This is a genomic window from Coprococcus aceti, from assembly GCF_025567285.1.
Lineage (GTDB): Bacteria > Bacillota > Clostridia > Lachnospirales > Lachnospiraceae > Coprococcus > Coprococcus aceti.
Window position 1 is genome coordinate 17,922 of record NZ_JAOQJT010000001.1, and the last position, 14,868, is coordinate 32,789.

The 14,868-nt window shown below is 45.7% G+C and carries 9 protein-coding genes; all 9 read right to left on the reverse strand.

Annotated elements, in window-relative coordinates; genetic code table 11:
• Positions 1-16 precede the first annotated feature (16 nt).
• The 9 genes from hydE to OCV54_RS00125 all read right to left on the reverse strand — a co-directional run bounded on the left by hydE (position 17) and on the right by OCV54_RS00125 (position 14,717).
• Positions 17-1,105 carry a [FeFe] hydrogenase H-cluster radical SAM maturase HydE gene (gene hydE / locus OCV54_RS00085; RefSeq protein ID WP_055222242.1) on the reverse strand — a complete coding sequence of 363 codons (1,089 nt, stop codon included), beginning with the start codon at positions 1,103-1,105 and terminating at the stop codon, positions 17-19.
• Between the two features lie 103 nt (positions 1,106-1,208).
• Positions 1,209-1,883, reverse strand: coding sequence for a YkgJ family cysteine cluster protein (locus OCV54_RS00090; protein WP_055222243.1), 675 nt, complete (start codon positions 1,881-1,883; stop codon positions 1,209-1,211).
• A gap of 31 nt (positions 1,884-1,914) precedes the next feature.
• Positions 1,915-4,752, reverse strand: a complete 2,838-nt coding sequence (locus tag OCV54_RS00095; RefSeq protein WP_055222244.1) for an ATP-binding cassette domain-containing protein — start codon at positions 4,750-4,752, stop codon at positions 1,915-1,917.
• Between the two features lie 13 nt (positions 4,753-4,765).
• Positions 4,766-5,647, reverse strand: coding sequence for an energy-coupling factor transporter transmembrane component T (locus tag OCV54_RS00100; protein WP_242859614.1), 882 nt, complete (start codon positions 5,645-5,647; stop codon positions 4,766-4,768).
• Between the two features lie 59 nt (positions 5,648-5,706).
• Positions 5,707-6,660, reverse strand: a complete 954-nt coding sequence (locus OCV54_RS00105) for a DUF4430 domain-containing protein (RefSeq protein ID WP_055147424.1) — start codon at positions 6,658-6,660, stop codon at positions 5,707-5,709.
• A gap of 4 nt (positions 6,661-6,664) precedes the next feature.
• The gene (locus OCV54_RS00110; RefSeq protein WP_055222245.1) at positions 6,665-8,638 is read right to left on the reverse strand and encodes a fibronectin type III domain-containing protein; all 1,974 of its coding nucleotides are present in this window, start codon (positions 8,636-8,638) and stop codon (positions 6,665-6,667) included.
• A gap of 694 nt (positions 8,639-9,332) precedes the next feature.
• Positions 9,333-12,344, reverse strand: coding sequence for a bifunctional diguanylate cyclase/phosphodiesterase (locus tag OCV54_RS00115; protein ID WP_156327878.1), 3,012 nt, complete (start codon positions 12,342-12,344; stop codon positions 9,333-9,335).
• 221 nt (positions 12,345-12,565) lie between these two features.
• A complete protein-coding gene (locus OCV54_RS00120) occupies positions 12,566-13,018 on the reverse strand; it encodes an acyl-CoA thioesterase (RefSeq protein ID WP_055222247.1) in 453 nt (150 codons plus the stop codon).
• A gap of 22 nt (positions 13,019-13,040) precedes the next feature.
• Positions 13,041-14,717 (reverse strand): AMP-binding protein, encoded by a 1,677-nt coding sequence (locus tag OCV54_RS00125; RefSeq protein ID WP_015534572.1) that lies wholly within the window; start codon positions 14,715-14,717, stop codon positions 13,041-13,043.
• Positions 14,718-14,868: the final 151 nt, after the last annotated feature.

A 14,868-nucleotide genomic window follows, 5' to 3' on the forward strand; every position in this document is an offset into this window, starting at 1 on the left:
AAGGAGCAGACGCAGATCAGTAGTCTCCTCTATCGACAACTACCTGGAATCCGAACGCCTCTGCGCGCCTGTCAAGGCAGCCGCGGCACTGAGCCGATTCCTCCCCCGTGCATATCTTGTTGTCGTAGAGCTCGTATTTCTTTCGGACAGACACAGGAGACAGATTCGGCATGACCACATTCGCACCGTGCATAAACCCACGCTCCCTGCCATCCGCCGCTATCGTTCCGAGAGATGTGGTGGATGGTATGAGTGCCTTCGGGAACATCAGTCTCAGCAGGCTTATCATCACCAACGTCTGCCTGACCGTTCCCTGCTTCATCTTCGCAAATGGCGTCTCCTTGTGAGGAACATACGGCCCGATTCCTATCATCTGTGGTTGCAGCTTCGCAAGGAAATGCAGATCCTCGGCCAGATTCACCGGCGTCTGATACGGCGATCCCACCATGAATCCGCTTCCCACCTGATATCCAAGACTTTTAAGATCGTACAGACATCGAACTCTGTTGTCATAGCTCATCGAATCCGGGTGTAATCTTTCATAATGCACCCTGTCCGCGGTCTCATGTCTCAGAAGATATCTGTCCGCCCCAGCCATCCGCCACAGCCTGTAAGTCTCATATGGATGCTCGCCAAATGACAGCGTGACAGCACAGTCCGGATATCTCTCCTTGATGTACCTCACTATGTCAGCTATAGCCTCATCCGAAAAGCCTCCGTCCTCGCCTCCCTGAAGCACAAATGTGCGAAATCCCAGCACATATCCCTCATCGGCGCAAGCCAGAATCTGATCCTTTGTCAGACGGTATCTGTCAACGTGGATGTTGCTCTTTCTGATACCGCAGTAGTAGCAATCATTCTTGCAAATGTTCGTAAACTCGATAAGTCCTCTTATATATATCCTGTTGCCAAACCTCTGGTGAGCCAGATCGTAAGCTTTCCTTCTGAGATACTCAAAGTCAGTGAGATCATCCTGAGAGCTCTGAGGGTTCTCTGAATCCGACAAAATTCTTATAGCTTCACCCAGCTCATTGACTCCCGGCAGTTCACCTCTGCCCTGTCCATATTCAAATGTCTTATCTATGATATCTCTAACTTTTTCCATATAAACTCTATACCCTGTTTTTACATTTATAACTCTGTATGATCAAGTGATTTCCGATACAAGGTAAACAAAGTTACATCCAGATACTCCATTCCATCCCTTTCTACTCCGTCATACACAGCAGACTCCTAATGTGCGCAAGTCTGGCATCAAACTGATCATAGAAATCCTTCTCCGCATCATACATTCCCACATACATAACCTGCAGCACCAGCATGGTCTGATTTCTCGCTGTCTCATCCTCGCCAGCGCGCATATACTCGATCAGGTTTCTCTGCATGTCCTTCTGGAACTTGTGCCAGTCATTTATATATTTCGTGTACCGCGGCAAGTCCTCTGTATCTATCCATTTCGACACCTTGACCTTAGTCCTGCCCGCGCGCTCACACTCATGTATCTGCAGGATGTATCTGAATCCGTCATCGGTGTAATATCTGCCAAGTGGAAAGAGTCTGCAAAAGCCAGGTCTCGCGCTATGGATGCTGCATCTGCCATCATCGTTTAAGAATGGGCACTTATCCGCCGTCATCCTTATATTTGGAAGCACCAGACCATCCACCACATTGACCTCAAGCTCCTTTTCAAGCAGCTGTGTAAAGTTCTTTCCGGTCTCCTTACAAAGTCTCATCACGTCCAGTGGATCAAGGATGATGGAACTCCCCATCCCTGTGCAGCAGGCATGGCACCCCTTGCACTCATCGCAGTACGCCTTCACCATATCATTTGCATCGTATAATCTTCCATCTGAGATATCTTCCAGTTTCTCATTTCTTATCATAGCAGTAATCCTCAATCATTTTATTATTTGTCTACAGAACACCATACTTGATCCGCACCCTGTCAAGCTTCTCAAGAAATGGTATTGCCAGTAGCCACAGGAATATCACCGTTGCAGTTCCATGCACCACGTCAAATGGGAATCCCGTCACATATGACGCTATGATCATGCTCCTGTTCACAGCCGGCTGCCAGATTATCACCGACGCCGGATTCATTATTCCGCCGTATATCAGGATACAGATAAGTGCACCGAATATGCACAGTCCAAGCTTTGTCGTGTTCTTTGTCCGCACTCCGCTTTTGGAGAAGAAGAGTCCCGCCATGAACCCCACCAGTCCCATGGCAAACATCTGCCACGGAGTCCACGGGCCCTGCCCCATCAGAAAATTAGACACGAACATGGACATTGCGCCGACCACAAATCCTCCTTCGCAGCCAAATGCCACTCCGGATATGATCACTATGGCCATGGTCGGGCTGAAGTTCGGGAGCATGAAGAATGCCACCCTGCCCGTGACGGCCAGAGCACACATAACCGCCAATATGACTATATCCCTTACCTTGGGCTTTCTTCCCTCAAATGATACGAAGAACGGGATCATTGCCTCTATTATAATCAGCAGAGATATAAAATAATATTTTTTGTCTCCAAGTCTCTCGCATCCAAACCATATCGTAAGTGGAATCACAACGAGCATAGCCACTATACTTAATATCGTTCTCCTGACGGATCTGTGACCGGCAGCTTCCATGACGATATCCTCGTTCTTCTTTTTGGTGACAGGTCTTATAGCAAGGAGCAGCCCCGCTATGGCACATATCATCACTCCATACATAGCCAGATATTTCCATCCCTTTGACGTGATGGTCATCCCTCTCTGCACAAGATCTGCCAGATTGGACTGAGCCATGGTCTGCCAGAAGCAGAATATGATGATCACCGACGTGACAGATATCGTGAGTATCTGCCACCATTTCAGGGGGTCCGTCTCCCGCTCCTTCGTCAGCACAATATCTCTGGTTATTTCAGCGTCAGGAATCCTGTTATCATCATCCACATCTGCATCTTCACATCTGGGCTCACGTGAGTCACCACCAGAGCTGCCTTCCCCTCCGGCTTCGCTGTCAGAAACGCCATATGCCCTCAATATGTCGGTCACAGTAACAGCACCATGAAGTATCCCCTGGGAGATCCTTGCCGCCGCAGTGGTGAAGAAATTATTGCCCGCCAGATATTCCTGTACGCCGTTCACTGTGGCAAGCTCCCCATCGAACAGCAGCGCTATACGGTCTCCCGCCACAGCGCAGAATTCCACATCATGGCTCACCACCACTATGGTCTTGCCATGTCGCTGCAGATCTCTGAGCATACACTTGAGTTCTGCCTTAAACCCATTATCAAGCCCCTTTGTCGGCTCATCCATGAGCAGAATATCAGGATCATACAGAAGTACCTTTGCAAGTGCCAGCCTCTGCTTCTCTCCTCCTGACAGATCGTAAGGATGTCTGTCCATCAAATGCTCCAACTTACAGAACCTCACTATGTCCACCAGCTTTTTTCTGTCACTTGCGTCCACCAGTTCTTCCCGTACAGAACGTCTTGTGAAAAGAAGCTCCGGGTTCTGTGGGAGCATGCCCACACTTTTACCCTGTTTTATCTTTATTCTTCCACGGTACGGCTTATTTACCCCCGCTATCAGGGAGAGCAACGTCGACTTACCGCATCCGTTGCTTCCATTTATCATAAGTATCTCATTATCGTATATGTCAAGATCCAGACCGCGAAGTACTTCCTGCGAACCCTTGTCGTATCTGAAGTGAACCTCATCTATCCTGACTGCCCAGGACTTGTCCTGACGATTCGCAATTTTTCTTGTAGTTTCTACAGCACCATGGTCAGTTTTCTGACCATCTGCCTCCCTGGCATCCCCTTCATCCACCAGCACATACCCAGGCGCAACCTCATGCCCCGATTCCCTGTACTTACTGTCAAACTGTGACAACCAGTTTCGCCCCTCCGCTACGGTCACCGGAGATTCATCCGAGCCATCAAGCCCCAGATACACCTGGACAGCCGCCGGCATGGAGAGATACAATCCATTTCTGTTTATACCTTTTTCCTTTAACCCCTGTCCTTCATTTTTCAGGGTGGCAGCTACCTCCTTGACAGTTCCCTGACACAGCACTGTGCCTTCATCCATGACCACCGCTCTGCTGCACACCGGAAGCACCTCCTCCAGCCTATGCTCAGTCATGATGATGGTCGTGCCAAGCTCCCTGTTGATTCTCACAAGACATGCTATGAATTCATTCGCAGCTATCGGATCGAGCTGGCTGGTTGGTTCATCCAGTATCAGCACCTCCGGAGACAGAGCCATGACCGACGCAAGATTCACCATCTGCTTCTGTCCGCCAGACAGCTCTGCGACACGCCTGTGGAATATCCCGGATAACCCGAAGAATGAACACATCTCCGCAACGCGTCGTCTGATATATCCATTATCGTATCCCAGACTCTCCAATCCAAATGCCAGCTCATGCCACACTTTATCAGTGACAAGCTGTGCATCGACATCCTGCTGTACAAATCCGATCTGCCTTGCTGATGTCCGGTCATCCATCTCCTCCAGGCTTCTTCCTTTGAACTCTATCTTCCCGGACGATCTTCCGTGAGGAGCGATACTTGTCTTCAACTGCCTAAGAAGTGTGGTCTTTCCACATCCGGAACTTCCCAATATGACCACGAATTCCCCCTGTCCCACTGATAGTGTCACATTTTTCAATGCATCAGGCAAATATCTCTCGCCCGAATCATCATTGCTATCGGGATATGCAAATGTCAGTTCTTTTATATCTAATATATTCACCGCTTCTCCTTCGTCACATTTTGCGAATCTTAAAATTTTCTTTTGCCTGCATATATATTGGAACACATATAAGACATACATACACTACATACATACTTACAGTAAGTGTACCACTTATACTTCCTCTTATAGACGGATAATACCAGAACGCAAATCCTCCGCACACACTGCCGGCCAGCACATACAATCCACACACAAGTATAAATGCAAGCGCTTTAGTATCACTTTTTCTAAATATATACAGTGAATATGCAGATCTTCCGGAAAGTCCATATCCCCTTGATCTCATACTGTCTGCAGTGACAAGCGCCCGTTCAAGAGCCCAGGTTACAACGGCAGAAAACACATGGCAGCCCGTTCTAATTCTCACAAAATGCGAACCTTTTGGTTTGTATCCAGATGCCCTCTGAGCTCTGTACACCTTTCCAAACTGTCCTGATATGTCCGGAATAAACCTCAGTGTCATGGAAAGTATCAGTGACAACACTGGCGCCGCCTTGCCGAACAGATACACCATCTTGTCCGATGATATAACGCAGTTAAAGCACGAAAACCAGCATATCACTGTCACCAGCATAAACGCAGCCATGATTCCATACATTATAGACTCCAATGTCAACGGATTTCCAGACGGAAAATATGTGAGTATCGTCACTCCCTGATGGCTGAACGCCGGGTTGATGAGCGCCGTCAGCAATATAAGTGGGATCATATATTTTATATTAGTCCTGAAGCCATCATATCCCCTAAGCAATACCGAATACACAAATGCCCCTATAAAAGACATGCCCAGGCAAACCGGATGGGTAAATGCCAGGGCATATCCTATAGTGAATATAAAGTATACCAGATTGACTATAGGGTGATATGTGGAAAATGAATCCTGTCTTTTCACAATTATATTTTTATCTCCTATCAATCACTATGTCCAGTACCCATGTCTCAGCGAATCTGTCAATGCATCTCGGATCCAACATCTGCTCCCAGGTCACATGTATAGAGCCATTTTATCACATCTCCCTGCTTGAGTTCATAGCTTGAACAGCCATAATTCGGGAACCAGCCATTTACCGAGTACATCCAGCCTGAGCCATCACCACAGTCAAATTCATACAGATTGTGAATTCCTTCTATATAATAGCTTCCGTACATAGGTGTCCATGAATATTCAAGCTGTATACCATAATCCCTGCACACCGACTTAAGCACTTCGAATACTGTGTCCCCCTCTTCAAATGTGGCTGTCACAGTTCCCAGAATGACGCCATCATCAGGCACATAGTCCTTTTTCTCCGGTCTTAGCAGTTCCAGATTGTCAAATATTGTGGAACATCCTATTGATATAGTGCAGCTGTAGGTTTTCTTCGGCGCCTCAGTTGTATTCTCTGTGGTTGCCTTTGTCGTGGCAGAAGAATCAGCAGTTGTCTTATCCGGTTTCCGCTTTTCCGTAGTCGCCGTGGTCCCCGGCTTATTCTCCGTTGTTTTTTGAGACTCCGTGGTGGTATTCTTCTTTGTAGTAGCCTCCGTCTTCTTCTCCGTGGTAGTCTCAGAATTTCGCTCCGTCACATTCTCCGATGTGCTCTCAGCGGAAGTCTGATATTCTGTTTCCGATGTATCAGAATCCGAATGAGTCTCTGAGGAGATATCGGTTACAGAACTGTCTGATTTCTTTTTCCTGTCATTCCCTGCATCAGTATTTTCCTCTGTCGCACTCTTCGTTGTCTCCGTCAGTTCCGCACCGCCTACAGCTTCAGTTGTGAGTCCCTCTTCGGTCTTTTCCAGCTTGAAGCCTCTGGCTCCCGGCGCATTCCCCCCATACCAGAAAGCCCACACCAGGATCAGCAGAACAATCACAGCTCCGCTTATGTGTTTCTTATATTTTTTTACAAATTCTTTGATCTTATCCATATGCCTACTTCTTTCGGATCACAACGTTTACAGTCTTGCTCCATGCTCCGTAATAATAAGTCTTTCCAACCTTCTTGAATCCCTGAACTCTGACATAATACCGCTTTCCCGCCTTGAGTCCGCTCAACGTCACATTTGTCTTCTTGTTTACCGATGCCCTGTACACCTTGACATTCTTTTTAAATGTCTTATCCGTGGAATACATCACCCTGTAACCCGAAGCACTCGCATTTTTTTTATAAGTCACAGTGCACTTTTTCTTCACCGTTGACTTTATCTTTGTTATCTTTTCCTGATTGACCCTGTATATTGTCTGGGTCGTATACGCAGCCTCCCCGCCACTTCCAACAGGCTTAACTGCATAGATATATTTCTTGCCATTTGCGACCTTCCGGTCAGTGTAGCTCAGAGATTTTGTGGTGGCCACAGTCGTCCAATTCTTTGCATTTCCAACCTTTCTGAGCACCACATATCTGTCAGCCCGTGCCGCTTTCTTCCACTTTACTGTTATGCCTGCTGCTCCATTACCCGCCGACACACTCGTCTTAGCCGGCGCAGCCATCTTTATGACAAATGTCTTGCTGGCTGAGCCCTTGAATATTCCCTTGCCGGTCACCACTACCTTTGCCGAATTGCCAATATTGACATTGTTCTGATATGAAATGGTGTAATCCACACCATTCTTAAGCTCTCTGTCACCGATCTTCACCGTCACGCCCGGCTTCTTGGCCTTGCCGTCGTACACAAATGAGCTGGTGCTGAGTTTCACACTTATAAATAATGGCTTTTTCGCATCCGACATATCATACAGAGTGTTCCTACCTTTTTTGAATCTGTCATAGGCAGTCAGCGCATATCCAGCCTGCTGCGATGCCATTCCATTTACAACCAGTTCTCCATTCTGATTTGCCGCATGCGCAAATCCACCGGCACTTGCAACATAGAATTCCATCAAAGCATCCAGCACAGAATGTCCATTTTTGACAAATGCCTCATCTGTTCCGGCATCCCTGCCTATATCAAGCAATCCACATATCACCTGCGCACAGCTCTCAGAATTCACAGTTCCCCATGAAGCAAATCCACCATCAGCCTTCTGCAGCCCTGACATTACATCAAGCGCCCTGTCAACCGCCGTCTTAACCTCTGTGTTAGACTTGTAATACGGCGCAAGTGCCTGAATTGTCATACCTGTCATATCCGGGTCAGCATTACTACCAGAAAATGCCCAACCACCGCTAGAAAGCTCCCGTCCAAGGATATATTCAACAAGCCCTTCCCTTGTCGTCTGAACACCGTCACTTCCATCTGGAAGCTTCGGAATATCATAACCTACCGTGTCAAATGCAATCAACGCAAACACCGGGCCATTGATTCCCTGTGTTGTTACATAATTCATATCGGCCAATGGCTCAAGCAGATTGTATCCACCAACATCTGTGGCATCAGCGCCAATCGCAGTTAAGGCCAGTATTACCCTGGAATTATCCGTACCCTTATACTGCTTTTTATCGAGCTTCAGAGAACCTGTCTCCTCAACACATGACTGAACATATTTCGCAATATTGTCATAGTATTTTCCATACCATGCCTCATCCTCATAACCGCATCTGGCAAGAGTCATCACATTCCACTCAGCCTCATACTGTGGATCATCCGCAGTCTTCCGCAGATATACAAGAGTATTGCCAAGGGCCTGTGTGTAATCAACTGCAGCCACATCTGCAGTTTCCTCTGTCGCAGTTCCTGTCACCGGATCCGTCTCGTCATTCGTCGCTGTAGATACTGCTGGATTCGTCATATCGTCTGGCACTGTGTATATCGTAGAATCTGTTACACCATCCGACTCTGCATATATCGTAGAATCCGTTACATCAGCCGCCGCATACACGTTCACAGCATTTCCTGTTGTTCCCGTGAACATAACCATTGCCATCGTGCACATCGCCATACACACAGCAAAAATTCTTCTCTTCATAATCGTGTCTCCTTTCACATTATTCCGAATGGATATATAGCAAGCGATCTGACTTGCCAGAGTCTATGCTCTGCATACAGTAATGGCTGTTGCGACGGATTCTCACCGCACTTCTCTTCTTACTGAGCACACCTCGTTTACAACATCCTCCCAGGCACCATAAGCTTCCTTATACGCCCAGTCCGCAATGTGTGTGGTATGTCTCATTCGCCGGAATTCTCCGGGACTATACACCCAACATATTATATTGTCACAATTACCCCAATCTTATCAACGCTCATGTTCTATGTCAACCTGAAGCAATCAAGTCAAATAGCACAAAATTTTATCTTTTTTGCAAAAAAGCACCTAAAATAACACCAATTCCCAGAAGAGGGGGTACTGTGATATCTGCAATCGGTAGCGCGGACTACAAAGCTTCGATGCTTCCTGCCGAGGTGTAAGCAGCAACGCCCTTATCGCTGCTGGAACCGCATATAACGCAAATATCCTTCCTCACACAACGTAAGACCCGCTTGGTAATATATATATCCGACAATCGTTAGCGCAGACGTCTGTGCTTCGATGGTGCTTGCTGGTGCGCAGATCCGCCGACGCCCTTTTGGCGGTCGGAGCACCATGCAGATAGCACCCAATCGAAGTGCAGTAAGTCAAGCGTGATTGCGGATGTATATATTACCAAGCGGGTCGTCTGTCACAAAAGCTTCTTAAAATCCTCCAGACAAACCGGTCTGGAGAAATGATATCCCTGATAGTAAGTGGAACCATACCTATGAAGGTAATCGAACAGTGCCTTGTCCTCGACACCTTCAATGCAGCTCTTGTATCCGAGTTGATGTGCACAGGACACAACCGCCTGTACAAGGACCTGATTAGGCTTGCTCTCCTGTATTCCCCTGACAAATGACATATCGACCTTAAGCTCATCTATCGGTAATTCCGTGAGCAGATTTAGGGTAGCATTTCCCGTTCCAAAATCATCGATAGCGATCTTTATTCCAAGTTTCCTGAAATATTCCAGCTCATTTTTCAGAAATGCTATATCCATATTCTTACATCTCTCTGTGAGCTCTATGCACAAATACTCAGGAGGGAACTTCGTCTTTTTTAATATATCCACAACAGCCTGCCTGAATCCATGATTCTCAAGCTGAGTCGCTGATATATTGACATTCACCACAAAATCAGGTCTGATCTTGCGAACCTCCATACCATCCGTGAGTGCCTGCTCTATTATCCAGTTGCCAAGTTCAAAGAAACACGGCTCCATCTCAAGCCACGGTATAAATATTCCCGGTGGAACCACTCCAAATTCCTTGTGTTTCCATCTGAGAAGAGCCTCCATACCTACTATGTGTCCTGTCTCGGAATTTGCTATAGGCTGATAGCACATGAAAAAGCCTTCCATGTTGTTTGCCACACATTTGTGTATTGTGCTGTACAGCTGCAGTCTCATTCTATCATTGTCCTTGATCTCCTCATTGAAGAATACAAGTTCACCATGATGATCCTCCTTGGATCTCTCCAGGGCATATTCCACACTGCTCTTTATCACGTCCTCATCGGCTCCTACATGGTCATATATCAGACCACCTCCGTACAATTTAAGCGGGATCGATGTGCCATTCAGACCTACATTGTCAAGTGCAAGATTCTGTACATGTCTGTATACCTCTTTGAGTTCCTGTTTGGTATACACGTTTGAACAAATCGCAAATTTTGCACCGTCAAGTCTGAACACGAGTCCCTTTCCACCGACAACATTTTTGAGCTTTGTGGCAAAATCCTTAAGAACAGCATTGCCATATGCATATCCATACATCATATTGATACTGTTGAACATGGATATTCCTATTGCCAGAATGCTCATCGTCTGCTTGTTTCTCAAATGTATTGATATATACTTGGTATACTCATGCTGATTGTGCAGGTTAGTCACCGGATCAACCCCATCTATGACACCGTGGTTTATGACAGTGCCCACAAAGAACTCCGGATCACCATTTTCTTTCTTGGTGATGAAACCTCTGCAGGTGCAGACCACATATTCACCATTTTTGTTTCTCATTCTATATTCTACATCATGATACTTTTTGCGCCCCGCAAATACCTCTGTAATATCCTGTTCAAATATTGCTCTGTCATCTGGATGTATAAGCTTCTCCCACACTTTCTGTGTATCATATATGTATTGCCCCGGAAGCCCAAAGTAATCCACCGCACTTGCAGACCATTTTGTAACATTCGTATCGAGATCATCCATAAATATATAATTTCTGAGTGTTGTAGCTGCAAGGGCATCAAATATCCTGTCTGTCTTTCCAAGATTCCTGTAATGCGGGACTCCATCCTTTGTAGTTCCTACAGCTATATTCGCCTCATTCTCCACGCTCTCGCGCCTCTTGACCTCAGGATGCTTCGAATAGAATCTCTTCTTATCCTCATACATCAGTCTTTCGGCTTCGTTCATTATCTTGTCTATGGAATCAGCCTCAGCCTTCCAGACTGCGCCGAACGCAACCGGAGCCTCCTCCTGCTCATCAATTACCTCTTTATATCTGGCGATCATTGAGTTAAACGACTGCTCAGCAATATCCATAATGATGACAACAAATTCATCGCCACTTATCCTGTAACATGCATTTTCGCCAAAATGCTGTGCCAACATCTGCGATACCCTCTGAAGATATAGATCTCCTTCTTTATGTCCATAATGATCATTCACATACTTCAATTTGTTCACATCGTTGAATACGAATCCGACCGACCGCTTATCATTTCGGTCTGCATACGCGTCGCACAGAATGTTAAATGCATTTCTATTGCCGAGACGAGTGAGTGTATCCTTGTAACTGTAAAATTCCAACAGCTCCTGTTTCTCTATGCTCTCAGAATACTCCTCATGTATATCCCTCGTATAAAGATAGAATACCTTATTGTCATCTCTATAGTCAGCAGTAGGTATGACCTCTGTCATCACCCATCTGTACACCATATCCATTTTACGCTTATATCTAATGGTAAATCTGTCATGTCCATTTGCAAAATATTTTATGAGGAACTCAGGAGACAGGCACTTTCTTACCCTGTCCACATCGTCAGGGAATATCTCACCACCCATAGTCATGTCTTTCATGTAATCTCCAAGGCAGTCATGCTTAACCTCATCTCTGCTTCTTATATATCCGCCTCTCAATGTCTCGCAAATATTGTGCGTCACATCAATCCTGAATATACGCCTGTATACCCTTGTCAGTGTCCTGAGACTATCCTCCAGCACCAGGGTGTCAAGGCTGACTGCCCTCATGCCGAACACAACCCATTGTCCGTCCTCTCTCGGCTCTTTCTCAGCTTCTATATCCATGGAAACCCACTCATAGTCCTCGCCAAGTCTCAATCTGAACCTGAAATTACGCACGATGGATCTGGCTCCGGCTTCTATGAGTGCTTTGACATGCTTCATATCACACATATATGCAAATTCTCTGACTTCATCAGGATGACAGCAGTCCAGTCCCTTGTTATCTTTAAAATAGGAAGATACGTCAGAGGTACTTTTATAATTATCTGCATTCTTGTCCACACTGATAACACTCACATACTCCCCAGTATCAATGTTGACCAGCGCCAGTTTCACATAATTATCATATAATATGTTCTGTATATGTTCTTTGTAGTATTGTTTATCAAGTGATACTTCTTTCAAAAGATCCCTCCTTGCAGCAGCATCCAGCCTGCCATATATTCCCACGCAACCGTTTCCATTATAGCATTTACGCCATAATATAAAAAGGATGTTTTAACTAATTACATGTCTAAATAGATAAAAATAGCTGATAAAAAAGTTACACAAACAATTTTACCAGCTATTAATAACCATCAATTAATACAATATTAAATTATTTATACACCAGACAACAGCTCTGTTTATTTGCTCTGACTTTTCTTGTAATCCTCAAGCAGCTCCTTAAACAGCTTATCATGCTCAGGATATGCCTTTCTGATGAACACAAGCTTGTTGTTGCCATCCAGCAGACAATGTGAGCTTGTGCAAAGTGTTCTAAGCTCGCCTGTCTTCTTGTCCACGATCTCATATGAAAACCCTACACGGACACCTGTATACTCCGAAAGACTGACATGTATCAGCACATCATCGCCGAAGTGGCACATACTCTTATACTCAGCCGTCACACCAAGCACAGGAATTATATATCCGTCATCCTCTATAGACTTGTAATCCCAGCCTATCTGCTTCATCCAGTCCAGCCTTGCCTCCTCGATCCATCTGATGTAATTGGAGTGGTGTACTATCTGCATCCTGTCCGTCTCATAATAATAAACCGATCTATCATATGGCTTGATCTTACTCATATCTATCATTTTTCTTCACCTGATTTCTGACTTACTTCCAGTCCTTTTCCTTGATCTCAACACGTCTTACCTTGCCGCTGATGGTCTTTGGCATCTCATCAACGAACTCGATAACTCTAGGTCTCTTGTAGCTTGCGATGTTCTCTTTAAAGTATCTCTTGAGCTCCTTCTTGAGGTTCTCATCGCCAACTGTACCCTCTGTGAGAACGATAGTGGCCTTTATTGCCTGACCTCTTGTGCTGTCAGGTACTGATGTAACTGCACACTCAAGGACATAAGGTATTCTCATGATCTCATTCTCTATCTCGAAAGGTCCTACTCTGTAGCCTGCAACCTTGATGATATCATCCACACGTCCAACGAACCAGAAATATCCATCCTCATCCTGGTAAGCCGTATCACCTGTGTGATAGAAGCCGTCATGCATAACCTCGGCTGTTCTCTGTGGATCCCTGTAGTACTCCATGAACAGTCCGTCCGGCGCACCGTCTGCGATGTTGATGACGATCTCACCTGTCTCACCAGGTGCAGCAAATGTTCCGTCTGCCTTCATGATCCTCACGTCATACATTGGGCTTGCCTTACCCATTGATCCCGGTCTTGGAGTAGTATTCTCAAGGTTACCAATGGTAAGAGTCGTCTCTGTCTGACCAAATCCTTCATATATAGTGAATCCTGTCTTCTCCTTGAATACGTCAAATACCTCAGGGTTAAGTGCCTCACCCGCTGTTGTACAGTATCTGAGGGATGAGAGGTTGTACTTACTCATATCCATACGGATAAGGATTCTGTACAGTGTTGGAGGTGCACAGAATGTTGAGATATTGTACTTCTCTATAAGCTTGAATATAGTGTCCGCACTGAATGTATCAAAGTCAAATACGAATACGCATGCCTCGCACAGCCACTGTCCGTAGAGCTTGCCCCAGAGAGCCTTACCCCAGCCTGTATCTGAAACTGTGAGATGAACCTCACCAGGTTTGTTGCAGTGCCAGTATTTTGCTGTGATGTAATGTCCAAGTGGATACAGATGATTGTGTGCAACCATCTTTGGATGCTCTGTTGTTCCCGATGTGAACATGACGAACAGTATATCATCCTTTCCTCCTACAGCATCCTCGCCTGTAGGTCTTGGAAACTCGGTGCTGCACTCCATGATTCCCTCATCGAAGAAGTTCCAGCCTTCTACTGGATGATTTACAACGATCTTTGTCAGCTTGTCATCAGCAAATGTATCTATGGACGCCGTGATTCCGTCATCTGATGTACACACAACCGCTGATACGCCTGCTGCCTCAATTCTATACTGATAATCTGTTGCCTTTAATATATTTGTCGCCGGTATAGCTATGGCACCGATCTTGTGGAGAGCCATCATGGTGAACCAATACTGATAATGTCTCTTTAACACGAGCATTACCTTGTCACCCTTCCTGATGCCCAGGCTCTTGAAGTAATTGGCTGCCCTGTTGGAATAATCCTTGATATCCTGGAATGTGAATTTCTTCTCGATCGTTCTATCCTTTGATACATAGATGAGCGCTGTCTGATCAGGCTTCCTCTCTGCCAGAGCATCCATTACGTCGTATGCGAAGTTGAAATTCTCGCTGTTGGTGAACTCAATCTTGCTGAGAACTCCATTCTCATCAAGAGCTGACCTCACAAACTTTCCTGCTATTCCCTGCTCTGGTCTCATTTCTGTTGACATGTTAATTTCCTCCATAAACTATAAGTTCTGATAATATATATGGTAAAACGGCTTTTCCGCCTTTTAACGCCGGCGATACATGCCGTTTTTTATCACATTATGTATTAACTTAGTATAAAAAGTCTTCTAAGTTCGTATTTCTATCTAGCAA

Bases quoted from the DNA above. Each gene is read 5' to 3' on its own strand.
- hydE (WP_055222242.1), bottom strand. From the start codon at position 1,105: ATGGAAAAAGTTAGAGATATCATAGATAAGACATTTGAATATGGACAG.
- OCV54_RS00090 (WP_055222243.1), bottom strand. From the start codon at position 1,883: ATGATAAGAAATGAGAAACTGGAAGATATCTCAGATGGAAGATTATAC.
- OCV54_RS00105 (WP_055147424.1), bottom strand. From the start codon at position 6,660: ATGGATAAGATCAAAGAATTTGTAAAAAAATATAAGAAACACATAAGC.
- OCV54_RS00110 (WP_055222245.1), bottom strand. From the start codon at position 8,638: ATGAAGAGAAGAATTTTTGCTGTGTGTATGGCGATGTGCACGATGGCA.
- OCV54_RS00120 (WP_055222247.1), bottom strand. From the start codon at position 13,018: ATGATAGATATGAGTAAGATCAAGCCATATGATAGATCGGTTTATTAT.
- OCV54_RS00125 (WP_015534572.1), bottom strand. From the start codon at position 14,717: ATGTCAACAGAAATGAGACCAGAGCAGGGAATAGCAGGAAAGTTTGTG.